Origin of the sequence: uncultured Butyricimonas sp., assembly GCF_959596855.1 — a bacterium.
Classification (GTDB): Bacteria; Bacteroidota; Bacteroidia; order Bacteroidales; family Marinifilaceae; genus Butyricimonas; species Butyricimonas muris.
The window spans coordinates 55,496-81,949 of sequence record NZ_CAUFYA010000018.1 but is presented as its reverse complement, the minus strand read 5'-3'; the positions used below and the strand labels follow the sequence as shown (position 1 = coordinate 81,949).

The window sequence follows — 26,454 nt, the reverse complement described above, 5'->3', positions numbered from 1 at the left end:
AAATTATAAACCTTAAAAACAAATGTATGAAAAAAAATTGTGATTTGGGGATTAATCCCCCCAGATGGCTAAAAAAATTTTTATTGGTCATGCGAATAACAGGTATTTTATGTTTGGTGTGCGTGATGCATTTGTCGGCGGCGGTGTATTCGCAAACGGCACGCATCAACTTGAAAATGAGGGATGCCACGATCGAGCAGGTACTGAACAAAATCGCGGAGTCGACGAAGATGGATTTCTTTTACAGCAATTCCAAGATTGACGTGGCGAAACGAGTGAATGTCAATTTTTTTGATGCGACACTGGAAGAAGCTTTGCGGACAATTTTCAAGGGAAGCGACGTGAAGTTCGAGATTTCGGACAACTTCGTGGTGATTCATTACGTGCGGGCACTGGTGGCTACCGATACGCTGAAGAAAATCACGGTGACGGGTACGGTGAAGGATTCGGACGGAATGACGTTACCGGGGGTGACGATTCAGGTGAAAGGTACGATGCTTGGGTTTACTACAAATTTGGAGGGTAAGTTTAATTTTGATTTGCCGAAACGGGATTCTTTAGTTTTGATTTTCTCGTATGTCGGCTTTCAGAAGCAGGAAGTACGTGTGCGAGATAATAATAAGCCCATGAATATTACGCTGAAAAATGATTTGGCGGAGATTGACGAGGTGGTGGTGACCGGTATCTTTAATAAGCCGAAAGAGAGTTTCACGGGAGCGGTGACGCATATCACGAAGGAGGATATTATGAATTACGGGAACCGGAATTTGTTGCAGACGTTGAATAATATAGATCCGGCTTTCGTGATTCGGGAGAATAACACGTACGGGTCAAACCCGAATATCTTGCCGGAGATTCAGATCCGGGGTATTTCCGGTTTGCCGGATATCACGAATTTGCAGTCGTATGCCCGGGCAGAGTTGAACCAACCGTTGTTCGTGCTGGATGGTTTCGAGGTGACTTTGGAGCGGGTGATGGACTTGAACCCGTCGGACGTGGAGTCGGTGACGATATTGAAAGACGCTAGTTCTACGGCACTTTACGGTTCGCGGGGGGCGAACGGGGTGGTAGTGATCACTTCGACGAAACCACGTCAAGGGAAGTTGCGGGTTTCTGTTTCTGCCGGCTTGAACGTGGAGATTCCCGATTTGTCAAGTTATAATTTGTTGAACGCGGAAGAGAAGTTGGATCTGGAGGTACGCGCGGGATTGTATAATAGCGCGGCACGTATGGAATTGTACAGGCAGAACGTGCGGGCAATTGCCGAGGGTGTGGATACTTATTGGATTGGTAAACCGGTGCGTACGGGTATCGGACAGAATTATAATCTGGATTTCGGGGGTGGTGACGAGCAATTCCGTTACACGATGAATTTGTCTTACAATAGTGTGGCAGGAGCCATGAAAGGATCTTACAGGAATAATTTCAACGGGACGTTGAGCATCAGTTATTTGCTTAAACAATTCCGTTTTATGAATACTTTTTCCTTGGGGTTGAATAATTCCGAGGAGAGTCCGTACGGGACTTTTTCTGATTACGTGACGTTGAATCCTTATTGGTATCCTTACGATGAGGAAGGGCGGCTCGTGCAATTTTTTAGTACTTTTGGTTCGGAAACGAATGTTGTCCCTCAAGCAAATCCTTTGTGGGAAGCTTCCATTAATAAATTTGATAAGACTAAATATACTAATATCCGAAATACTTTCCGTGTCGAGTGGGATGTGGTGAAGGGAGTGAAATTATCCACGAATTTCGGGTATACCAGTCAAACTGACCGTGATGACCGTTTCGTCCCGAAATCCAGTAATGATTTTATTAATACGACCGATCCTGATGCGGCGGGAAGTTACACGTGGGGATATCGCGAGATGCATTCATGGCAATTGGGATTTACGGGCAGTTACGGGAATACGTTCGGGCGGCATAGTGTATTTTTGGGTTTAGACGGGAGTTTGTTCGATACGAAAAATTTAGGTTATTCTTTGTGGGTACGAGGATTTGCCAACGATAAACTGACAGATATTTCCAACGCGGCGGGATTTGCCACGGAACGTCCGTCTGCCACGGATACTCAGAGTCGTCGGGTTGGTTTCACGATGACGGGTAATTATAATTTTGACAGTCGTTATTTTGTCGATTTCTCTTATCGTTTGGACGGATCTTCTTCTTTCGGTTCACAAAATCGTTTCGCGCCGTTCTGGTCATTGGGTTTTGGCTACACGGTCAGTCAGGAGAATTTTATTCAGGAGAATCTTCCTTGGATGAATTTGTTGCGTTTGCGTTACTCTTACGGGGTGACCAGTGCTTTGCCCAGTGATCCTTACAAGGCTTTGACGACATACGAGTATGACCGGGATCAACGATATAATGGCGATATGGGTGCCACGCTGAAAGGGATCGGAAACGCGAATTTACGTTGGCAGGATACCTACCAGCATAATATCGGCGTGGACTTGACTTTGTTCAACGAGATTTTGTCTATTCAGGGAAACTATTATCGCAAAGAAACAAAAAATTATATTTCAGACGTGGGATTGACCTATTCACATGGATTCCAGAATTATGCGGAAAATGTCGGGACTCTTCGGAATGTCGGGGGAGAATTAAATCTTTCCGTGAATTTGTTGCGTAACCAGAATATCATGTGGTCGGTGCGGGGAGCCATGTCGTGGAACGAGAACAAGATCGTGTCGCTTTCCGATGAGATGAAACGGCAGATCGAGGAGCAGGTAAATCACCAGAGTGCGGCTGATACTTATTTACAATACCGGGAAGGAGAGTCGATGGATGCCATATACGTGCATATTTCACCGGGAGTGGATGCTGCCACGGGGGAAGTACTTTACGTGGACCGTTACGGGCGGGTTTCTTCGACTTTGGATATACGTGCCAAGTATAAGGTGGGTAATGAGACGCCGAAGGTGAACGCTCGTTTCAGTACGATGTTCCGTTATAAATCCTTCTCGGTGAATACCGGTTTCGAGTTACGGTTGGGCGGACAGAAGCTTAATTCGACGTTGTTGAATAAAGTGGAGAATGCTTATGCGCGGGTGAATGTCGATAAGCGTGTGTTGTCCGAGCGTTGGGAGAAGCCGGGTGACGTGACACGTTATAAAGGACTGGCAAATACCCGGAATACTCCGGCTATTGACCGGTTTGTGATGGATGAATCGACTTTTATCTGGAGAAATATTAATATACAATACGATTTTCCCCGGCGGATGTGTAAATACATGGGAATGGAGCGGTTAAGTTTGTCTGCCAGTATGATGGATTTGTGGTATCTTTCCACGATCGAGCAGGAGCGAGGGACAGCCTATCCGTTTTCCGTGAAACCATCGTTTTCAATATCATGTACATTCTAACTAATTTGAACGCGTTATGAAAAAAATGAGAAATTTATTAATACTGTCCTGTGTGTTATTCGGGTTGTCGGGTTGTTCGGATTGGTTGACGATTCAGCCGGAAACACAGATAACGGAGGAGGATATGTTCAAGACACAAGGGGGATTTTATGATGCCCTTATCGGATGTTATACTTTGATGCGGAATAATTATTCCCCGGACGGACCTATGGTACTGGGAGCCACGGAATATATGGCTAACTTATGGTACACGAACGCGGAGAGCGGTACGGCTTACGAGTACGTGGTGCATGACTACCGTGCTGATTTGGTGGAGAATACATTGTCGAGGCTGTTTCTGAATCAATACGAGATTATAGCTAATTTGAATAATTTGTTGAGGCATATAGACGGGCAAGATAACGTGTTGTCGAGCGGAGAGCGGGATTTATACCGGGGAGAGGCTTTGGGAATGCGGGCTTTTATTCACTTTGATCTGATCCGCCTGTGGGGACCGATGCCGGGGCAGGTGAACGAGAATTATTTGTATTTGCCTTACGTGTTGAACGTGCAACTGGAGAACTATTCGTATTCGAATTACCGGAATTATATGGCTCAACTTCGCACGGATTTGGATTCCGCCGAGTTATTATTGCAACGAGTGGATCCCGCGGTTGCCGGGAACGCGTATCAGTCTACTTACGGTGCTAATCGTAAAAATCGGATGAATTATTATGCCGTGTTGGGTTTGCAGGCCCGGGTGCATTTGTGGTTGGGTGAGCGGGAGGAAGCTTTGCGTTATGCCCGGTTGGTTCGGGATGCTGTCAACGAGAGTGGCGTGGGCGTGTTTGTTTTAGGTACGCAAGAGGATTTTAACCGGTATGACCGCGTGTTGTATTCTTCGGAACAGTTATTCGGGTTGAGTCTTGAAGAATTTGCCGATAATATGATCGCGGACGGGAATAGTCCGGCTTTTTCACAGACTTCGGCTAGAATAGCAGCTTTGTATCCCTCGTCGGATATTCGTTCTCAATTGTGGTACGCCGCGAGGGGGGATTATCGCTCGCCGAATAAATACGGTAATATGGCTTCTTACGACACGGAAAATCCTGCCCCGTATTCGAGTGTACCGTTGCTTCGTCTAGCTGAAATGTATCTGATTATTGCCGAGTGTGCCGACTTGACGGAAGCGAACACGATGTACACGGATTTTTTGGCGTCCAGAGGGGTGGAAACAACCGAGTTGACGGAGGCTAACCGGGGAGAGGTTATTCAATTGGAATACTTGAAAGAGTTCTTGGCCGAGGGACAGATGTTTTTCGTGTATAAGCGTTTTGGGGCTGTGACTATGCGTTGGTCAAACCGGGAGAACGGGGTTGATGATTACGTTTTGCCTTTGCCTTTGCGTGAGTTAAGTACGACTGAAAATTAATAAAGAAAGGAGTAATTTATGATACGTGTATTAATATTATCCTTGTGTGTGGCTTTTTGTTGTGTTGCCTGCGAGGAGACGTTGCCCGGTTACGGTAGTGGCTGGAGAGGAGTGCAGTTTGTTTTGAATGAAAGTTCTCTAAATCCTAATGTTTACAGTTATTCGTTCGTCGGGAAAGACGAGAATCTGGCGTTGGATACGGTGTGGTTTACCGTGCGTCCGCAGGGGATGTTGCCGAAGAAGAGTAGCCGGATTAAATTGGAACAGTACGAGGGGCAGGAATGGGTATATATTTATGGAAATGATGGTTTGGTAACAGACTCTGTTTTACGGGTACTTCCTCGTCAGGCGGAAGCAGGCGTGCATTATGTTTCTTTTGATGACGAGCGAATGGCTGAACATTTGGTTTTAGAACCGGGGCAGTTGGAAGCCCGGATTCCGGTGATTGTGTTGCGGGACGAGTCTTTGCGCGACACGACGTACACGCTTTTTTTCCGTATCGCGGATTCCGAGGATTTGACGGCGGGAGACGAGGCGCATAGTAATATCGTGTTACGGATAGCGGATTGTATATCAAGACCGAGCGCGTGGGATGATTGGTTTTTTGCCGGGTCGTGGAGTCGTGTGAGGCATGAGTTTATGATTCGAGTGACCGGAGAAAATTGGGATAATACATTTATCGAGTCGTTGACTAGAGAAGATCGGAATTATTATTTGTATGTTTTTAACCGGGAGTTGAGATTAGAAAATGCCGAGCGGGCAGAACAGGGATTGCCGCCTTTGAGGGAAGATCCCGATGATCCCGATTCGGAATTGGTATTCCCTACTGTGGCTTATTGGTAAATGATAAAAAGAAAAGATATGAAATATATATATATTCTGGTGATAGTCTTGATGGCGGGACTCTTGTTGACGGGTTGTTATGACAAGGAAAACACCATTCATCGTTTGCCGAATCTGGCGATCGGAAATATAGCTAACGGTTCAGTGAAAACCGGGGAGCCGATTCGTGTTTCTCCCACGTGTACGATGGGAGGAGAGGAGGTCGAGTGTACTTATAACTGGTATCGTTATCACGGTTCGGAGGCGGAATTGATTTCGGAGGATTCCCGGTTGGAGTGGCGGGTAGATACGATCGGTTCTGTCACATTGCAAGTGGAAGCGACTCACGTGGAAACGGGGATTCAAGCGCTTCTTTCGTTTTCGTACACGATTGTTCCCCGAATTGACAGGGGATGGTTGATTCTGAAGGAAACTGTCGACGGGAACACGGATATGGATCTTTCGCTGGTACAAGCGGATGGGACAGAGTTCGCCACGGATGTGTTGTCGTTGGCTTTGGGCGAGCCGATGCGGGGGCGTCCGGTATCGTTGCTCAGTACGGATAATTACCTGTGGTATAACCCGGAAACGGGAAGTGCGGAAAGGAATCAAGTGTGTTTGACTCCCGTGAGCGAAAAGGAGATTTTGATGTATCGGGTAGCTGACGAGAATATATTGGCGAGGAACGAGGATTTGTTTTACGAAGTTCCGGATTTTACATCCGGAAATATGGAGGCTTATATGAAATTGTCCGGTTCGGCGAGTTTAATATATGGCGGTCAGGCTTATTTGATGCAAGGGGGGGCGGCTGCTTTTATGCCCTCGCTTTTGGGGAATTACCATCTTGCTCCTTATCTGGTGTGTTATGGATATAGTAATCCGATGTTGGTGTATGACGAATTGAGTTCTTCTTTCGGGTTACTTCAGGCTTCCGGTAATATGTCGACGACGATGGAGATAAAATATTTCGATAATGCTTATCGTGATCTTGATGAATTACGAATTTCCCCGAGCGGAATGAATGCCGATTTGATTTATATGGGGCAGACGGACGGGAGTGTAGACCCGGAACACTTGACAAATTATGGAACGGCTTACGCTTTGATGCGGAAGAAGGATGATCGGGAAAATTTGTTGTTGTACGGGTTGACTTCCTATGAGTGGTATAGTGGGACTCACGGACCTATTCGATTTGCCCGGGAGATACCGGTATCCCGTTGCGAGGCTTTTGCCTCGGCTGATTTTTACACGATGCATCAGACAAGAAATCAAATCTATTTTATCAAGGATAACCGACTTTCTTACTATGATATTGATAATGATTCATTCGTGATGGATGTGCATACTTTCGAGGGAGAGGTGACTTATTGCAAGTATATCGCTAATAATTATGACTACAATGAATCTACGTGGAGTCCGCCCGTGTATGATAGCCGTTTTGACCGATTGGTAGTGGCAACCTCTTCGGGGACGGGCTACACGATACATTCATTCAATTGGTCAGTGAACGGCGGTTTGACCTTAGCGCCGGATCTGGAGATGAGGGGCGAGGGGAAGGTACGTTTTATGTTCTGGTATACTTCCAATTGGAGGCTTTTTAATAATATTTACAGGTATAGTTAATCTTGTCAAGACGGCTCCCGCGGGTGCGTGCGGGTGCCGTTTTTATTTAATTTTTACGGTAATGAAAAAGATTTTATATGTCATTGCAGCATGTTTTATGCTGCAAACGGGGGCTTTTGCCCAAACGAATTTTGAGGAGTTGGCGCTGGATAAGGCTTTGGAGAAAGCGAAAACGGAGAAAAAGTTGGTGTTTGTAGATATGTACACCTCGTGGTGTATGCCCTGCAAGTATATGGCGAACATGATATTCCCGAAGGTGGAAATGGGGGAGTATTTGAATCCCCGTTTCGTGTGTTTAAAGATAAATGCAGAGGAAGGGGAAGGCGTGGATATTGCTAAGAGATACGAGATTGCGGCTTTCCCGACATTTTTGATTTTGAATACAGGTGGGGAGGTGCAACACCGGATTGTCGGGGGAAGTGAAACGGCTGCCGATTTTATCAAACGGGTTGCCGAGGGATTGGATGAGGATACGGCTATCGGGGTGCTTGCCAAGAAATACGGGGCAGGAGATCGGGAGTCGATGTTTTTGGCAAAGTACGCTAAGGCTTTACTGGCGGTAGATGATCAGAAGGTGTTTGAGGTAGCGGATTTGTTGCTTGAAAATTTGAGTGATGCTCAGCGGGTGGATACGGCTTATTGGTTCGTGTACGAGCATCCGGCATTGACCCCGGTAGGTTCCCCGAACATGGAGTATTTGTTGGCGAATGCCGTTCGTTTCCAAAAGAGCGTGGGAGAGGAACGGGTGAACGAGAAGATTGCGACAGCTTTTGATGTAAAGTTGACAAATATGATTACGGGACGGGACAAACAGAGCGGAGTGGAGGCTATTGACGCTATCGAGAAAGAGATGGAAGGGTATAAGTTCCCGAGTAAACCCCGTTTGAAGATGTTTGCCGAGATTGCCCGGGCCCAGCGGAGCGGGGATATAGAGAAGTTGTTGACAACTTGCGAGAAGAATCTTCCGCGGATCGAACATGAACATTTATTGGCGGCTTTTTTCCCGTTAGCATTGACGATCAAAGGTAAAGGGGATGCCGGGCAGCAGGAACGAATGCTGGCGTTGGCTAAAAAGCTTTTGGCGGAAACGACAAATGATAAGTTTAAGTTTGCACTAGGGAATTTTATCCCGTATGCATTAGAGAAAAAGTAATCGGATGGAAAGACGTTATTTTAAATGGTTGGGCTTTAGTTTGTTTGTCCTTTTTTGGGGAATGAGTGGAAGTCAGGCGCAAAAGGTGGTTTACCGGGATTATGGCCGGTTGGGGTGGACGATACTCGATTCGTTGAAACGCCCGGGGGCAACTTCTTTGTTCAAGGGGATGAGTACGTTAAAGCGGGAGTGTCAAACGTTGGCGGAGGGCACGCCGGTGGATATGAAGGCTTGTCCTGCCGGGAAACGGGAATTGAAGCCGGGGGAGATTGTCGAGAAGAGGCGGGAGAGTGTGTTGATGATGTTCAAGTATTTGCGTGCCACGACACGTCCGGAGGCGATTGAGCCGTGGGCAACAGCGGTGGTGTTGTCGGAAGACGGGGTGTGCGTGACGAATTGGCACGTGTTTTGGCAATTGATTGATACCGCGGCACGGTTGGATTTGCGGGATAGTCTTCTTTTCGTGGCGACGGAGGCGGGAAAAGTATATTCGATAACCTCGATTCTCAGTTATAGCCGGAGCGGGGATTTGGCTTTTTTCAAGATTGATACCCGGGGTGACAGATTGGTGCCGATGCCGATAGGACAGGATATCGCGGTAGGGGAGAACGTGCATGCTTTAACGAATCCGGCAGGGTATCCCTACGTGTACACGACCGGGGTAGTATCCCGCACGTTTACAAAGGAGGCGGGCAATCCCTTTGGAAACCGGGTGGAGATTACGGCGGATTTTGCAAAGGGTTCCAGCGGGGGACCGATTATGGATGACCGGGGAAATATGATTGCCATAGTGTCGTGCCTTCATCCGATATATTATGTAGACCAACAGCCGACGGATAGACAGATGGGGATAAAGGAGTGTATCCCGGTGAGTTCGATCGTGCGGTTGATGGGAAAAGAGCAAGTTGTGAAAGCCGGGAATGGAGTGGATACGACAGAATTGAAAAAAGGGGATAAATGTCCGGAGTTCGTGTTTAAGGATGCTCAAGGGAAAGAGCATACGTTGTCGGAGTTGAAGGGGAAGTATGTTTTTATAGACGTGTGGGCGTCGTGGTGTTACCCGTGTCGGAAGGAGTATCCCTATTTGCAGGAGTTGGAGAAAAAGATGGAGGGGAAGAATATTGTCTTTATCGGAATCTCTTGTGATCATATAGAATGGCGTTGGACGGGGGCTTTGGAAATGGGAAAGATGGGAGGTGTACAGTGGTGGATTGCCGGTAATGAGTCGTTTTTAAAGGCGTTCAGGGCAGACCGGATTCCCCGCTTTATATTGTTGGATCCCAAGGGACGGGTGTTGGAGTTGAATATGACACGTCCTTCGGATTCGGAAACGGAAAAGTATTTGTTGAAATTAAAAAAGATATAACGCGTGCTTTTTTGACACCTTCTCCCTTGCTTGTTTTTTTTGAATTAATTCACGTTATTTGCGCTTGTTATGATCACAGAAGAGAATATAGAGTACTTTGTGACCCAAGCGCACCGGTATGGTGAGGCAGGGTTGATGCTTTGCAGCAGCGGGAATTTGTCATGGAGAGTCGGGGAGAAGGCTCTCGTTTCGGGGACTGGTTCGTGGTTGCCTGTTTTGACAGGGGAGCGGGTGGCGGTATGTGATGTGGTGAGCGGGCTGTCGGAGAACGGGGTAAGACCTTCCATGGAGTGTGTTTTTCATTTGGGGGTTATGCGGGAGCGGGCGGACGTGAACGTGGTGTTGCATTTTCAATCAGAGTACGCGACTGTTGTAGCGTGCATGAAGGAGAAGCCGGAAAGTTTTAACGTGACATTGGAGGTGCCTTATCACGTGGGGGAGATTGTTGTTATTCCTTATTATTGTCCCGGCTCACCGGAATTGGCGCAAGCGGTGATTGACGGTATGCGGGAACACGATGCGGTGCTGATGAGTAATCACGGGCAGGTGGTATGCGGGAAGGATTTTGACGATGTGCTTCAACGGGCGTTATTTTTCGAGATGGCGTGCCGGATTATCGTTCAAAGTAGAGGTAGATATGAGGTACTTGGAAAAAAAGATGTCGAGAATTTGAAGAGATTACGTTTAAATTCTCGATAATTATTTGCATCTTTGTATTAAGGTGATGGGATCTGAATTAGAATTGGATATTGTAATTATGGATCATTTTATTGAAAATGTGAACAAGAAGCGAGAGGGAGCGTGGAGAGAGTTGTACAGGAGATTTTATCCTGCACTCTGTAACTATGCCTTGAAAATCGTGAAAGATACGGATGTTGCGGAGGATGTTGTTCAGGATTGTTTCATTAAAATATGGGATTCATCTATCCGGTTTGAAGATGGGCCTTCATTAACAGCTTATTTGTATCGGGCGGTATATACCCGTTCATTAAATCTGGTACGGGATCAAGGGTACGCTCAAGGACTTTACGAGAAATGGGGAGAGAAAGTGCTGGAGGAGCAGGAAGAGTTTGATCCTGTGATCGAGATTGCGGTGGAGGAAGATGTCGTGAACAGGTTCTATGCGATAGTGGACGAGTTGTCCGGGCAGCAGAAGGATGTGCTATTGATGAGTATGAATGGCGATAAAGTGAAAGAGATTGCCGAAAAATTGCAGATAAGCGAAAATTCCGTTAAGACGCAGAAAAAGAGGGCGTATGCTTATGTACGTGAACGTTTGGGTGAGGGGTGGTTCATTTTTTTGATTTTTTTTGTCACCCGTTTTTTAAAGTCATGTGTTCTTTAAATGAGAAGAAACATGAAATGATACGAGATTGGAAAAATATAGCGAATAGATCCAAGCGGGTTACGGATTATCTAAAAGGACTTTTTTTAGAAGAGGAAAGTTCTGATAGAGAATTTGTCGGTGATTCGATGGAGGAACGGATCGCCGGGAGGCTTTCCCGACCGGATTATCTGAAACAAAAGTATGAGGAACAGCGACGTTTTGATGCTGATGCGGCTTTCGGGAAATTGAGAAGGCGTAATCGTCGCCAGGTGATGATTCGGGTAAGTTCGGTAGCGGCTTCGGTAGCTGTTCTTTTAGGGGTGGTTTGGATGTTCCAAGTGGAACCGGAGCAACGGGGGAATGTGCCTTCGGTGAAAAAGGTGATTACTCCCGGGGAACGGAAAGCGGTGCTCGTGTTGAATGACGGGCGGACGCTTGACCTGAAAGAGGCTCGTTCCTCGAGGATAGAAACCACGGAAGGAGTTATCCATATTGATTCCGCGGGAGTGATACGCGGAGAGGAGGCAAGTGAAGTTGTCATGACGGAAAAGAGTTATAATAAATTGATTATTCCCCGTGGAGGAGAGTATCATCTGGTTTTGTCGGACGGTACGAACGTGTGGTTAAATTCCGAGACGGAGTTACATTTCCCGCTTCAGTTCAAGGGGGATTCCCGGCAGGTTTATTTGAAGGGGGAGGCTTATTTTGACGTGAAAAGTAATCCGGATAAACCTTTTATCGTGAACACGGCTGCCGGTGACGTGAAAGTATTGGGTACGGGATTCGACGTGGCTGTCTACGACTCGACCACGATGATCGCGACTTTGGAACGAGGGGCAATCAGTTACGTGCATGAGTCGCAACCGGAAATCGTGTTGCGTCCCGGGGAACAATTAACTTACAAGATAGGGAATGAATTACCTCGGGTCTGTAAGGTGAATACAAGATTGTACACGGCATGGAAAGATCATCTTTTCTGTTTCGAGGAACAGCGTTTGTCGGAGATTATGGTCATTTTAGCTCGTTGGTACGATTTGAAGGTGCAGTTTGATTCGGAGGATTTGAAAAACGTGGAGTTATCCGGAACGCTGGATAAATATTCGGATGTAAGACCGTTATTGAATTTATTCGAGTTAGGAACAAACGTGAAATTTGAAATAGAAGATAATGTTGTGATAGTGAGAAAAGCAAAATAAAAAAAGGGCTCGAAACAGAGCGACCAAACCATGTATCGAATCCCTTTTTGTTCTAAGTGTTAAACTTATAAAATCAAACAAAGTTATGAAAAAAAATCCACCCGAAGTGTGGGTACGACCACATTGTGTCAAAAAAATTTTTCAAGTGATGAAACTGACGTTATTTTTTGTGATGTTTTTCTTTATTTCAGCCAGTGCATTTACCCAAAAGGTGAATATCTCGGTAAAGTCCGATATGAATTTGAACGAGGTGCTGAAGCAAATAAAGAATCAGTCGGGAATCCGTATTCTGTATGATGCGGGTAAGACGAAACAAGTGCAGTGCCGTGAGATGAAAATCACGGAAATGGATGTAGTCGAAGCGTTGCGACAAGTGCTGAAAGATACTCGTTTCGAGTTTTTCGAAGAGGGAGGAGTGTATATTGTTCGGGAACTTGCCGTGCAACAGGCAAAGGTTATTCGTATTGTCGGAAAAGTGACGGACGCGAAGAAGCAACCTCTACCCGGTGTTACCGTTCAATTGAAGGGATTCCCGATAGGAACGGCAACGAATAGCACGGGAGATTATCAACTTTCGATACCGAATGCCCCAGAGAAGTTTTCTCTCGTGTTTTCTTTTATCGGTATGGAAGCGCAAGAGATTGTCTATGCTGGGAAGGATACGATCAACGTGGTGATGAAGGAGGATGTGGCGACATTGGATGATGTTGTCGTGACGGGATATATGACAGTAAATAGAGGTAGTTACGTGGGAGCCGTGACCACGGTAAAAGTGGACGATATCAAAATTGCGGGTATGACTTCTATTGATCAAATGTTGCAAGGTGTGGTTCCCGGTATGACAGTTCGGATGAGTACCGGGCAGGTCGGTGCTTCTCCGAAAATTAGGGTAAGAGGAACTTCCACGTTGTTAGGAAATAAGGAACCTGTCTGGGTGGTCGACGGCGTGATTCAGCGTGAGCCGATTCCAATGCAGGATGAGTTGTCCGGGGATATCGAGGATTTACGTTTGATTGTATCGAATGCTATCTCTTGGTTGAATCCGAATGATATTGAGACTTTGACAGTGTTAAAAGACGCTTCCGCCACGGCAATTTACGGCTCGCAAGCAGCAAACGGCGTGATCGTGATAACCACGAAAAAAGCAGAAACGGGAAGACTTTCCGTGTCGTACAGTGGGAGTGTGACTGTAGGTCAACGTCCTAAATACGGAATGTACGACCGGATGACTTCACAAGAAAGAATGCAATTATCCCAAGAAATCTACGAGGAACGGGTATCGTTCCCTAATTCGATATTGCCTATCGGGTACGAGGGACTTGTAGAGAAATTGAACAATAAGGAAATCACGGAGAGTGAAATGAAAGAGGAGTTCCGGAAAATGGAGCGGATGAATACGGATTGGTTTAGTATTTTATTCCGTAATTCTGTCAGTCACCAGCATTCGCTTAGCGTGACCGGAGGGTCGGAGAAAATTTCAAACCGGACTTCAATCAATATCTCCGAAACGCTCGGAGAGGCTATCGGGAATGAAATGTCGAATTTTTCCGTGAGTTCAAATACAACGATGAAGTTCCTGCCTACTTTACAAGCCAGTTTTTTGGTTAACGGGAGTTTGCGGAACACGGAGGGATTTGCTTATAATGTTAGTCCGTTTGATTATGCTTATAATACATCTCGGGTGATTCCTGCCTATAATGAGGACGGAACGTTGTTTTATCATGAAAAGGTAGGTGCCTCGAGTAATTCTATACCTTTGAAAAATCGGTATAATTATAATATTCTTAATGAACGGAATAATACGGGGAATGAAAACACGACGAAAAAGCTTTCTACTTCTTTGGATTTGAATTGGACGATTCTTCCGGGATTACAGTATCAAGGCGTGTTCTCCTATGGGCTGTCTTCTTCCAATATTAAATCGTGGGCTACGGAACAATCATTCTATATCACGAGTATGAGGGGATATGAGTTTGGTTCCGTGTTGGCGAATCAGGCGGAAGAGAAAGGTTCTCGTTTGCCTTGGGGGGGATTGTTGTACACGGAGGAATCATCTGTAAGGGATTATACTTTCCGGAATAGTTTGGTGTATGACAAGACGTTTAAGGATGTTCATCGTATGACTCTGCAAGCTGGAATCGAGATCGCATCGGCAAAAACGACAGGAACGAGAAACAAGAATTACGGTTACTTGAAATACCGGGGAGAGTCGTTTGCAAGTGTTCCGCTGATGTATACTCCTGTTGGGGCGTCGGCTAAAAATAATGAGCTTTATGAAGAGATGCGAACGAACCGGAAAGTGGTAAATCGTAAATCAAATTCTTTGAGTGAATATTTCACGGGTATATACTCGTATGATAATCGTTATGTGGTGAATTTTAACGCTCGTTTGGATGCTTCCAACCGATTCGGACAGGATCCGGATAAGAAATTCAGACCTACTTGGTCAGTCGGGGCTAAATGGAGAGTTGCTAATGAGCCTTTCACCCGGGGATGGAATTGGATTGATGGGTTGGATATATCGGCTTCATATGGTTATCAAGGGAATGCCGTGGAAAATGTTTCTCCTTATCTGATAGCGTCAGACGGTGGTTTCCATGAACAATATAAGCAATATACGTTGAATATTAAAGGCTTGCCTTACGATAATCTGGGTTGGGAGAAGACGAAGAGTTGGAATTTCAGCGTGGATTTAGCTTTCTTGAATGGACGGTTGAACGTGTTGGCAAATGTTTTCGGTAAGAATAGCGACGTGCTTTCTTCCCGGGATGTGCCGGCGGAGAATGGTATGTTGAATTCCGTGATTTTCGGTTCTAAAATGGAAAATAAGGGGTACGAATTAACAGTAAATGTCGTGCCTGTCCGGACAAAGGATTTCTTGTGGCAATTTTCCGTGAATACGGGTGTTACGAAAAATAAACAGACGAATAACGAGCGGGTGAATACCGTGGACGATTTCCTGAACGGAACTTGTATTGTCAACGGTGAGGCTTACTCGGCATTTTATTCATTTGAATTTGACGGGCTTGACCCGGAGAACGGAACACCGTTGTTTAAAAATCTGGATATAGATGACACGGAAGATTTCACGAAATTTTTGGTGTTGAGCGGTAAGGATGAACCGGACTTCAGTGGTGGTCTTTCCACTTCGTTCAGGTATAAGAATTTTCGTTTCCAAGCTAATTTCTCCATGCAGTTCGGGGGACAGGGGCGTATTCCGGACTTCTATAATACTTCCAGCCAGAAGGGACTTCCTTCTCCGGAACAAAATGCTTCCCGAAAATTGTTGAACCGTTGGAGAAATCCCGGGGATGAAACAATATATCCTTCTTTACCCGGGCGAGGCAGTACCACGGAACTGCGTTTGCCGACAAGCGGAGGAACATATAAGTCTCCTTATCAAATGTATAATATGGCGAATATTCGGGTAGCCGATACGGACTTGATCCGGTGTACTCAATTGTCGTTGTCTTATCAGTTTGGTGAGCAAGTGTTACGGGTGCTTCACGTGAGGAACTTGAACCTGAGCGCGAGTATGGCAAATCCGTTTATGATCGTGTTCGATAAAAAATGGAAAGGCATTGATCCGGAAACGGGAGGATGGCCTACCCGGCGTACGATGTCACTCTCGTTGAGTGCTGCATTCTGATGTTGAAATTGAAAAAAAAGAAGATATGAAGAAAAGAGATATATTAAGATTGGCTGTTGTTACAGTGGGATTATTTTTGAGCGGGGGATGTTCCGATTTTTTGGAAGAAGAATCCCAAGATGAAGTTATCCCGAAAACAGTGACGGATTTTAGTGAATTGCTCATGGGATCCGGTTATCCTTCCACGGCATATTATCCGGGCTCGATACTTGCCCAATTGGATGATGACAAGATGCTTGACAGGGATGGAGAAAATGTGCTTGGAAGTACTGGTGCCGAGGAGTGGTTTCCTGCCTTTACATGGCAACCGGATTTGTACCGGAGAGATGAGGGGACGCCTTTGGCCTCAACGGAATACTATATGTGGTACGAGCGGATCAAGGGATGTAATGCCGTGCTGGATTATATTGACGATGCTATCGGTACGCAGTCAGAACGTGAGCAAGTGAAAGCGGAGGCTTTGGCGTTAAGGGCTTATTATTATTTCTGGTTGGTAAACCTGTACGGGGAACCGTATAATTATAATAAAGAAGCGTTGGGAGTTCCTTTGAAATTAACTTCTACGGTGCAGGAGGAAGTCGGGGGAGCCCGCAACACGGTGAAAGAGGTGTACGAACAGATATTGAAAGACTTGGATGCTTCTGCCAAGTTGTTTGAAAAATATAACGTGGTGATTGGGAATTACCGGATGAATCTCCCTGCCGTGAAGATTTTGTTGTCCCGGGTATATCTTTACATGGAGGAATGGCAGAATGCGGTTAACGCGGCAAATGATGCGATAGAATTAGGACGGGGATTAACGGATCTTACTTTAGTGGATGAAAACGTGAACTATTGCATGAACAGTTATGATGTGAATGAGACGGTTTGTATTTTCGGTGCAAGAATAGATAATTATAGCATGGCTTACGTGGTTAGTTCAGATTTATTGAAGTTGTTTAATAGTAAAGACAGAAGGATAGGGATTTATATTATTGCTCAATATTCTGGGGGTGGAGATTTTACGGGTTGGCTAATAAATAAAAATGCTGCAGCCGGAGAGCCGGGACAGTGTTTGCGTCTGGCGGAAGCTTATTTAAACCGTGCAGAAGCTTATTCGCGGTTGACCGGAAAGCAATCCGATGCGTTGGCTGATTTGAATACGCTTCGTAAGCATCGTATTATGGATTACAGGGATGTATCGATTGCCGATCCGACGGCTTTGTTGGATACCATCCGGAAAGAACGCCGTTTGGAACTTTGTTACGAGGGACACCGCTGGTTTGATTTGCGTCGTTACGGGATGCCGGAGATTACGCATATTTATCAAGAGAGTACAACCAGTCCGGCTATGGTGTACACGTTGAAGGAGAAAGATCCGATGTACACGTTGCCATTACCGAGTAGCGTGATGGATAAAAATAAGGAATTGGTACAGAATGCTTCCGACAAGGAACCGCTGAGAGTGGGTGTTAGTATGTAATGATTTTAAAAATAAGACGTTATGCGAAAGATATTTATATTTGTGATTGTCGCTTTGAGTTCGTGGACTGCCTGCACGGACAATGATAATGACTTGGGACCGGATATCCCGTTTGGCGAGAGTTATAAATTGCCGCAGGGGAAATCTCCGGCAGACGATCGGGTGGTGGCTTTGTTCGAGAAGTATGGTTCTTATTTCTTGTACGAATATTCGCAAAAGGATTTTAACTGGACGCAGGTTGCGGTCTCTACCGGTAATAATATATTCGGAACGATATTGGGGGATCCGCAGTATTTGGGAGGGATGTTGGATTTGCTGGAAGAAGTTTGGTTGAATTATTATCCGGATGATTTTTTAGAAAAGAATCTTCCTTACCGGATACTTCTTGCCGATTCCGTGAAACAGACCTATACTTACGAGAGGCCTGCAACTTACCTTAAGTTATATCTGACGACGAATACGTTGGCTATTGCGGGATTAAATGAAGATGTGGGTTCTATGTCGCTTGCTGACAAAAAGTCGACAAAGAATTGGATACAACAGGCTTTCTTGGATCATTTATTAAATATTAATGCTATTGAAGCTCCTAATGAATTTTATCAAGTTAGCGATTACACGAAAGCTACTGAACGAGATCCGACGAATGCCCGGGAGAGAGGTTTTATTCCTAGTATAGACAGTGAGGAGCAATACGGATATGCGAGTGAATGGTGTTATTTCGTGGATTATTACACGAAGATGTTATCAAAAGACACTGATTTCAAGCAGTACGTGAAAAATATGATTAGTCATGCCGTGACAGAGGAGAATTCATGGGCAACTTATCTGACTTTTCCGTTGGTAAAGAAGAAACATGACATTTTGCAAGCGTATTTCCTCGAAAAGTACGGCATTGATTTACAAGCGATCGGGAATGCCAACTCCGGTTATGTCGAGTAGTTTTTATTAGTTTATAAATTATACTGAAAGTCACTTGTGCTATCGCCGAAAGGCGATAGCATGGGACGACTATGTCTTTTGAATTTCGTGTTCGTTGTATGGAATAATTTAAATAAATCACTAAATGGAAAATTCAATTGTAAAAGTAGAGCATTTATCTCATCGTTACAGTGTCCAATGGGCTATCCGGGATATTAATTTCGAGATTAATCAACGGGGTATCATGGGACTCCTTGGCTCCAACGGGGCGGGAAAATCAACGACGATGAATATTATATGCGGGGTGTTGAAGCAGACAGAGGGAAATGTGTTTATAGACGGGATTAACCTGCGGGAGAATCCGGTGGAGGCGAAGAAGAATATCGGATTCTTGCCTCAAAAGGCTCCCTTGCATTTAGATTTCACGGTAGACGAGTATCTGACGTATTGTGCGGATCTGCACATGGTGGATAAGAAGCAGATTAAGGCGGCGGTGGATGAGGCGAAGGCTCGTTGCGGGATTACGCATTTCAGCAAACGGGTGTTGCGGAATCTTTCCGGGGGATACCAGCAACGTGTGGGTATCGCGCAGGCAATCGTGCATAAGCCGAAATTCGTCGTATTGGATGAACCGACGAATGGATTGGACCCGAACCAAATCACGGAAGTACGCCATTTGATAAAGGAAATAGCGGAAGAGCGTTCGGTGTTGTTGTCTACCCATATTCTTTCCGAAGTACAGGCTACTTGCCGGAATATTAAGATGATCGAAAACGGGCAGATGATATTTTCGGGCAGTATCGAGGAATTTGATAATTATATCCAACCGAATACCCTGCTAGTGGAATTGGATACGCCGCCGATGGAGTGCGATTTGCTTATGCCGGGAATCTCCAAGGTGGAAACCTTGTCGGAAAGACGATTCCGTTTGCGGTATGACGGTGATCAGGATACGGCTAAACGTGTGGCTGAAACTTGTGTCACGAGAGGATGGGGATTGATCGAGCTGGTGATCGAGAAGAGTTCGCTGGACGCGATATTTGCCCAATTATCAAAAAGTGCTTCCAAGGGGAGAAAGTAGTATGTGAATTTATACGAGAAGAATATTATGAGAAGAATATATAAAATTGCAAAAGCGGAGTTGGCTACCTTGTTTTATTCTCCGGTAGCATGGTTTATTTTGGTCGTGTTCGCGTTTCAAGTAGGGATGACGTTTGTCGGGTTGATGGAAGAAAAGGCACAGGCGAATACCTTAGGTTACGCGTGGGGGATGCAAACGGCTTCGTTATTAGGTGGTATGCGCGGCTTGTACACGATCGTGCAACAATATCTTTACCTGTATATGCCTTTGTTGACGATGTCGTTGATGAGCCGGGAATATAGCAGTGGTTCCATTAAGTTGCTTTACGCGTCGCCGGTGACTTCTACCCATATCATTCTGGGAAAATTCCTTTCCATGATGCTTTACGGGTTGGTGTTGATGGGAGTGTTGTTTATCATGGTGTTGTTTGCCGGTTGTGTTATTGATAATTTCGGATTCAAGGAAGCTTTGGTCGGTTTGCTGGGACTTTACTTGTTACTGTGTGCTTACGCGTCTATCGGTCTGTTCGTATCTTCGCTGACTTCCTATCAGGTAGTTGCCGGTATCGGGACCTTGGTGATTCTGGCCGCATTAAACTACGTGAACCAAGTAGGACAGAGTTATGATTTTGTGCGTGATATTACCTATTGGCTTTGTATTTCAGGACGTTCGGGAGAGATGATTGCCGGATTGATTTGCAGCGAGGATATAATCTATTTTATCGTGGTGTCGGCAATGTTCTTGTCACTAGCTATTTTGAGGTTGAATTCAACCCGCCAGTACGCCCCGAAGGGTGTTATGTGGGGAAAGTATCTGGGAGTGATTGCGGGAACTTGTCTGATCGGTTATATCACTTCTCGCCCGATGATGATGTGTTTCTATGATTCGACGGAAACGAAACGGATGACACTGACGCCTGTAAGTCAGGAAATCATGAACTCGCTGGAGGATGGAATGACGATAACGACTTATGTGAATTATTTGGATCGAGATGCTTATTACGGGTGGCCCGAGATGGTGAACGATGATAAAAGGCGTTTCAAGCAATATCTTCGCTTCAAGCCGGATATTAAGATGAAATATGTTTATTATTATGATACGGTGACTACTAATCCTTGGCTGATGAGTCGCTATCCGGGAAAAACAATTGACGAAATCGCAAAAGAGGAGTCTGAAAAAAGGGACTGGGATATCAAAAAAATGCTGACACCGAAACAGATTAAAAAGATAATCGATTTGGAACCGGAAGGGAATGTTTTCGTGCGGTTGGTAGAACGGAAAAACGGACAAAAGGCTTTCCTGCGGTTGTTTAACGATATGGAAACACACCCGAGTGAGGCGGAAATCGGAGTAATGTTCAAACGTTTTGTAATGGATATGCCCAAAGTGGGATTCCTTACCGGACACGGGGAACCTTCCATCACCGGAGAGCGGAAACGAGATTATTTGTTGTTTGCCGGGGAGAAAACATTCCGCCATTCATTGCTGAATCAAGGATTCGATACGGAAGAGGTTTCTATTTCGGGTGATGCTGATATTCCCGGTTATATAAATATTTTGGTTATTGCCGATATGTCAGAACCTTTGACTCCGGGAGAGATGACGAAATTGAACAAGTATATCGAGCGTGGCGGCAATTTGTTGATCGCGGGGGGAGCCGGGAAACAGAGCGTGATGAACCCGATCGTGGAACCGTTAGGCGTGCGTTTGTTACCGGGAACATTGGTACAGAAAAAGGTGGATATTCTTCCGAATTCCATGATGGTGAATGCCGTGCCCGAAACGGTGAAAGAGCTTTCGTATCATTACGAGTTCATGTGGCTGGTACGTAGGTTTAAAGTGAACATGAAGGATGCCGTGGGACTGGATTACACGACGGATAAGGGCTTTACCGTGCGGGAGTTATTGCGAACCGATTCTACCGGATGTTGGAATGAGATGGAAACACGGGATTTCGTGAATGATTCCGTGGTATTGAATCCCGCAGCGGGAGAGATCGAACGGATGTACCCGACGGCTTTGGCTCTATCCCGTAAAATAGGTGATCGTGAACAACGAATCATGATCTTGGGAAATGCCAGTTGTATCAGTAATGACGGGGTAGCCGGAGAACGAGGGGTAGCCGTGGCGAATTATCCGTTGGTAACCGGGACGTTCCATTGGTTCTCTTACGGGGAGGCGCCTTTGGATGTACGCCGTCCGAACGGGTCGGATGTCGGGATTCATCTGAAACGTCCGGATATGCCGTACGTGAAGATTGCCTTTATGGGTGTTGTTCCCGTGATTCTGTTGTTGTGGGGTACGATTTTGTGGATTCGTAGAAAGAGAAATTAATAAAAAGAAATTGAAATAATGGGATTTCGGATAGATAAACAAACTTTGAACGACTTGGTGATATTGAGCGCCGGGGCTAACAAATCGGTGTACGAAATCTTCAACAGGACGCATACGCGAGGAGGGGCAAAAGTACTGGAAGAGATGTTCCAGTACCCCCTTTCCGAATACGATTTGATTGCTAACCGGAGTGCGGCGATACGTTACTATCAAGAGTGCGGGATGGAATTTCCGTTTAGAGCGGCTATTTTCGATGCCATCGAGTTTTATCTGGATAACACGGATACCCGTAGTCAATTGATGAGTCAGAATAATACGCTGGAATGGAAAGTGAAAAATCTGATGGGAGCCGAAACGGGATATACATGGATACAAAACGGTATTCTGGGATGTCTTGAATTGTTGAATACCTTGAATGATTTTCTGAATAAAACCGGAAGCACGGACAGTAAAGACGTGACCGAGGTAAATGTGAACTTGAAGAATTTGTTGGACAATGAAAAGTGGGCATGGTACGCGGGTAAGAAAAAGATAAATTACGAGGAAGCCGTCGTCTATGACCGGATTCTCCGGTTCGAGGAACGGGAGAATTTCCGAAAGATACTTCATTACGTTTATTTGATGGATGTATATATCGCCGTGGCACGGGTCGCTAAGGAACGAGGGTTTGCTTTTGCTTCCGTGCTTCCTGCCGAGCGCAACGTGTTGAAGATAAAAGGTGTTTTCCATCCGTTTTTGGCGAAACCGATAGGCAACACGATCGAGGTGGACGAGAATAGCAATATCATTTTTCTCACGGGAGCCAATATGGCGGGGAAATCCACGTTTATGAAAACTTTTTCCATTGCGATATTCCTTGCGCACGTGGGGTTCCCCGTTCCGGCGGAAGCGATGGAGTTCTCCGTGCGCAACGGGATGTTCACGACTATTAATCTGCCCGATAACCTAAGCATGGGATATAGCCATTTTTACGCGGAGGTATTACGTTTGAAGAAAGTCGTGATGCAATTGCAACAGACCAAGAATCTCGTGATCGTGTTCGACGAACTTTTCCGGGGTACGAATGTCAAGGATGCTTATGATGCCACGCTTGCCGTGACGGAAGCCTTCGCGGGTGTTCCCAATTGCTTGTTTTTGATTTCTACACATATCATAGAAGTCGGTTTAGTTTTGAAAGAACGGTGTAAGAATATTCGTTTTGTTTATCTTCCGACTAAAATGGAGGGGAGCAAACCGGTTTATACTTATCGGTTGGCAGAGGGGATCACGAATGACCGACACGGAATGATTATCATCAATAACGAGAGAATCATTGATATTATAAACGGGGAAGGAGGAAAATCATGAGTTTTGAAACGGATAAACAGACTTTGGACGATTTGAACATATTGGGTAAGTATAGCAGTAATTCGGTTTATAGCTTGTTTGGCGGATTGGTAACCAGAGGGGCGGAACGATTAATGGATCAGATGTTTGCCCATCCCTTGACGGATGCTGACGAGATAAACCGGAGAACAGCGATTTTCCGTTATTTTAAAACGCATGTTCTTGAATTTCCCGGTGATTCCGAGGAACTGGAAGAGATCGACCAGTACATAGGGAATGCCGATCGTACATCTTGGTTTGTCAGTTTGTTGTTGCTGTGCAAAATGAAGTCTTTGGAGTTGATTAGTAAAGACGAGCATTTTGGCATCTGGCGTGCGGGCATGGAAGCGACCATTCATTTCTTGCGTGAAAGCAAAGCGTTTCTCGAGCGGGTGAATGAAGATATAGCGGGCAATCCATTGGAAGAACGAGTGAAGTGGGGATTGGATTTGTTGAATAATAAGGCTTTTGCCCGGTTGTTGGAAGATACGACACGACCTTTGAGTTTCGGTCAGATGTTTTCTGTCGACCGTTTGTTACGGAGCGTATGGCTCAAGCCGTTGCAGGAGTTACTCGGTCTTTTCTGCGAGATAGACCTTTACATAGTGGTCGGGCGAGTGGCTCGTGAATATGACTTCTGTTTCGCGGAAGCCATGAAAGAGGGAGAGGTATCTATCGAGATAAAAGGTTTGCATCATCCCTGCATCCGTAAGGCTGTTTCCAACGATCTTTCCATAACCCGCCAGAAGAATATCTTTTTCCTGACAGGAGCGAATATGGCGGGGAAGTCCACGCTGATGAAATCTTTCGGTATCGCGGTGTATATGGCACACATGGGATTCCCCGTGGCTGCCCGTGAAATGCGTTTTGCCGTGCAGGACGGGATGTATACCTCTATCAATGTGCCGGATAATATAAACATGGGATACAGTCATTTTTACGCGGAAGTGCTTCGGGTGAAGAAAGTAGCTATCGAGGTGAGCCTTTCCAAACGACTCGTGGTGATCTTCGATGAACTTTTCAAGGGTACGAATGTCAAGGATGCTTATGATGCCACGTATGCCGTGACCTCGGCTTTGGCAAAGCGCCACGCTTGTTCCTTTATGATCTCGACGCATATCATCGAGGTCGGTCACGAGTTGGGTAAAAATTGCGATAATGCAACCTTTGCTTACTTGCCCACGGTGATGAACGGGAGTGTACCGACTTACACCTATAAGTTGGAACCGGGAATAACCAATGATAAACACGGTATGATAATCATTAATAATGAGCGGATTGTCGAGCTGATTCGGGAAGTGAAGTAAAGGGGATATTCCGGATGATATAATTACCTCGTCGATGATTAATTGTCGATGAGGTAATTTGTTTTATAGCTAATTACTGGTGTGGTTGTTTTTCTCGATTATATCGTTTATTTTTGCTGTGATAGTAATATGTACATGGAAGATAAGGAAATCGATATTTTAATTCGTTTGCAGAAGCGTGACCGGGAAGCGTTTCGGTTTCTTTACGAGCAGTATTTTGCTAAAATGGTTTTATTTGCCGAGAGTTACTTGTATGACGAGGAGGAGGCAAAGGATCTGGTACAGGATTTATTTTTTTATATCTGGGATCACGCGAAGACCTTGCAGGTGATGACCTCTTTGAAAGCATATCTTTATACCTCTTTGCGGAATCGCTGTCTGAATGTGTTGCGTGATCGTAAAATCCGGGATGAGCATAACGATAAGTTATTTGAAGCACAATTGTTTTCCGGGACGGAAGATGTTGTGATTGATGAAGAAGTACAGCGGCGTCTGCAAGAAGCCTTAGACTCATTGCCGGATCGGTGCAAAGAGATTATCTTGTTGAAGGTGGTGGAAGGAAAGAAGAATCGGGAAATAGCCGAGCAATTGGATATTGCCGAAACGACGGTAAAGACTCAGGTACAACGGGCATACCGGATGTTGCGTGAGAAGTTGGTGCCGATTCTCTTGTTGATAGAATGGCTCCAGCAAGAGATGTGATTAATAAAAATGAACTCTGTTGCAACAAAACTTGATTTTTGATAGGGAAATGAAGTGTAGTGCATTTATTTCGCATTATTTTTTTTTGTTAAAATCATTTTTTTTGTACTCCGTTTTTTATTCCGGTGTGTCTTAGGTGTGTAATTGTGATGAAACTATGACAGACAGGATGCATATAAATTGGGATATCATTGTGCGACGGCTATTGCATGAATCTTCGGAAGAGGAGAATCAGCTAGTGGAGAAATGGCTTGCGGAGGATGAAGCGAACCGGGAATATTACCGGAAGGCGAAGCATTACTTTGACGTGTACTACACGGGAGAGGAGTCCCGGAAAGTAGATTCGGAAGGTGCGTGGGCGGAGTTCGTTATTTATACCGATAAGTCTTCCCGTAAATTTTTATGGAAGAAAGTCATCGGGTATGCAGCAGCGGTGCTTATACTTTTTGGGGTGGGATTCACGTATTGGATGTCGGATAGCCGGGTAAAACAGCCGGAGGCGGTAGCCGTGAATAAACCGTTGAAACCGGGTACGATGAAAGCGTTTTTAGTATTTAATTCGGGAGAACAAATTGCGTTGACCGATTCGTCCGTCTTGGAACGGGTGGTTGAGGAGTACAAGCAAAAAATGGTAACCTCTCGAGATATGCAACAGGAAAAAGAAGAATATAATACACTTGTTATTCCAAGAGGAGGTGAGTACAATTTGGTATTGGCAGACGGGACAAGTGTGAAACTGAATTCCGATTCGAAATTGAGTTTCCCGGAGAGGTTTATCGGGAAAGAGAGAAGGGTACGATTGGAAGGTGAGGCTTTATTTCAAGTGGTAAAGGACACGGGGCATCCTTTTATCGTGGAAACGGAAAATGGAGAGGTCGAAGTTTTGGGAACGGTGTTTAACGTGAACGCGTATCCCGATGAAGAATTCGTGCAAACCACGCTGGTAGAGGGGAAGGTAGCATTCCAAGGAACAGGAATGCCGGATGCATTGGTAATTACTCCCGGAGAACAAGTAACCTACGATAAAGAAACCCGGGAAGCGGATGTCGTGAAAGTAGACACGGAAATCTACACGGCATGGGCTGAGGGGAAATGGATTATCGAGGGCGAGAGATTGGAAAATATCATGAAACAACTGGCTCGTTGGTATGATGTGAAAGTTTTTTATCAAAACCCGCAAGTCAAGGATTTAGTTTTCACGGGTGACTTGGAAAAATACAATAACTGCGAGGTCATATTGAATATTATATCCATGACGACAAACGTGGTTTTTGAAGTAAAGGATAATACAATAACTGTAAAAATGTAATAAGTAAAAACCGGAAGGTGTTGCGACCACCTGCCGGCTGAAAATGTGTTAATCTTTGTATCAA

18 protein-coding genes are annotated in these 26,454 nt (G+C 45.3%); all 18 read left to right on the top strand.

Annotated elements, in window-relative coordinates:
- Nucleotides 1-26: 26 nt before the first annotated feature.
- Complete coding sequence (locus Q5866_RS09880) at nucleotides 27-3,365, top strand: SusC/RagA family TonB-linked outer membrane protein (RefSeq protein ID WP_303179998.1); 3,339 nt, start codon at nucleotides 27-29, stop codon at nucleotides 3,363-3,365.
- 16 nt (nucleotides 3,366-3,381) lie between these two features.
- Nucleotides 3,382-4,776 carry a RagB/SusD family nutrient uptake outer membrane protein gene (locus Q5866_RS09875; RefSeq protein ID WP_303179997.1) on the top strand — a complete coding sequence of 465 codons (1,395 nt, stop codon included), beginning with the start codon at nucleotides 3,382-3,384 and terminating at the stop codon, nucleotides 4,774-4,776.
- Between the two features lie 18 nt (nucleotides 4,777-4,794).
- Entirely contained in the window at nucleotides 4,795-5,619 is an 825-nt protein-coding gene (locus Q5866_RS09870; RefSeq protein ID WP_303179995.1) for a DUF4843 domain-containing protein, read from the top strand.
- 18 nt (nucleotides 5,620-5,637) lie between these two features.
- Nucleotides 5,638-7,221 (top strand): PKD-like family lipoprotein, encoded by a 1,584-nt coding sequence (locus tag Q5866_RS09865; protein WP_303179993.1) that lies wholly within the window; start codon nucleotides 5,638-5,640, stop codon nucleotides 7,219-7,221.
- Nucleotides 7,222-7,282: 61 nt separating this feature from the next.
- Nucleotides 7,283-8,374, top strand: a complete 1,092-nt coding sequence (locus tag Q5866_RS09860; protein WP_303179991.1) for a thioredoxin family protein — start codon at nucleotides 7,283-7,285, stop codon at nucleotides 8,372-8,374.
- 4 nt (nucleotides 8,375-8,378) lie between these two features.
- Nucleotides 8,379-9,740 carry a trypsin-like peptidase domain-containing protein gene (locus Q5866_RS09855; RefSeq protein WP_303179989.1) on the top strand — a complete coding sequence of 454 codons (1,362 nt, stop codon included), beginning with the start codon at nucleotides 8,379-8,381 and terminating at the stop codon, nucleotides 9,738-9,740.
- 69 nt (nucleotides 9,741-9,809) lie between these two features.
- Entirely contained in the window at nucleotides 9,810-10,439 is a 630-nt protein-coding gene (locus tag Q5866_RS09850; protein ID WP_303179988.1) for a class II aldolase/adducin family protein, read from the top strand.
- A gap of 25 nt (nucleotides 10,440-10,464) precedes the next feature.
- Entirely contained in the window at nucleotides 10,465-11,085 is a 621-nt protein-coding gene (locus tag Q5866_RS09845; protein ID WP_303179986.1) for an RNA polymerase sigma factor, read from the top strand.
- Between the two features lie 17 nt (nucleotides 11,086-11,102).
- Entirely contained in the window at nucleotides 11,103-12,263 is a 1,161-nt protein-coding gene (locus tag Q5866_RS09840; protein ID WP_292270196.1) for a FecR family protein, read from the top strand.
- A gap of 85 nt (nucleotides 12,264-12,348) precedes the next feature.
- Nucleotides 12,349-15,912 carry a SusC/RagA family TonB-linked outer membrane protein gene (locus tag Q5866_RS09835; RefSeq protein ID WP_222621170.1) on the top strand — a complete coding sequence of 1,188 codons (3,564 nt, stop codon included), beginning with the start codon at nucleotides 12,349-12,351 and terminating at the stop codon, nucleotides 15,910-15,912.
- Between the two features lie 25 nt (nucleotides 15,913-15,937).
- Nucleotides 15,938-17,374 carry a RagB/SusD family nutrient uptake outer membrane protein gene (locus Q5866_RS09830; protein ID WP_292270201.1) on the top strand — a complete coding sequence of 479 codons (1,437 nt, stop codon included), beginning with the start codon at nucleotides 15,938-15,940 and terminating at the stop codon, nucleotides 17,372-17,374.
- A gap of 21 nt (nucleotides 17,375-17,395) precedes the next feature.
- Entirely contained in the window at nucleotides 17,396-18,313 is a 918-nt protein-coding gene (locus tag Q5866_RS09825) for a hypothetical protein (protein ID WP_292270204.1), read from the top strand.
- Between the two features lie 124 nt (nucleotides 18,314-18,437).
- Complete coding sequence (locus Q5866_RS09820; protein WP_099291760.1) at nucleotides 18,438-19,373, top strand: ABC transporter ATP-binding protein; 936 nt, start codon at nucleotides 18,438-18,440, stop codon at nucleotides 19,371-19,373.
- A gap of 27 nt (nucleotides 19,374-19,400) precedes the next feature.
- Entirely contained in the window at nucleotides 19,401-21,707 is a 2,307-nt protein-coding gene (locus tag Q5866_RS09815; protein ID WP_186975874.1) for a Gldg family protein, read from the top strand.
- 18 nt (nucleotides 21,708-21,725) lie between these two features.
- Nucleotides 21,726-23,054, top strand: coding sequence for a DNA mismatch repair protein (locus tag Q5866_RS09810; protein WP_099291761.1), 1,329 nt, complete (start codon nucleotides 21,726-21,728; stop codon nucleotides 23,052-23,054).
- On the top strand, nucleotides 23,051-24,379 hold the full coding sequence (locus tag Q5866_RS09805; RefSeq protein WP_303179982.1) for a hypothetical protein: 1,329 nt from the start codon (nucleotides 23,051-23,053) through the stop codon (nucleotides 24,377-24,379). Before Q5866_RS09810 ends, Q5866_RS09805 begins: the two co-directional genes overlap by 4 nt.
- A gap of 135 nt (nucleotides 24,380-24,514) precedes the next feature.
- On the top strand, nucleotides 24,515-25,081 hold the full coding sequence (locus Q5866_RS09800) for an RNA polymerase sigma-70 factor (protein WP_303179981.1): 567 nt from the start codon (nucleotides 24,515-24,517) through the stop codon (nucleotides 25,079-25,081).
- Between the two features lie 157 nt (nucleotides 25,082-25,238).
- Nucleotides 25,239-26,390: a FecR family protein gene (locus tag Q5866_RS09795; protein WP_303179980.1), complete on the top strand. Its 1,152-nt coding sequence runs from the start codon at nucleotides 25,239-25,241 to the stop codon at nucleotides 26,388-26,390.
- The last annotated feature ends 64 nt before the right edge of the window (nucleotides 26,391-26,454 follow it).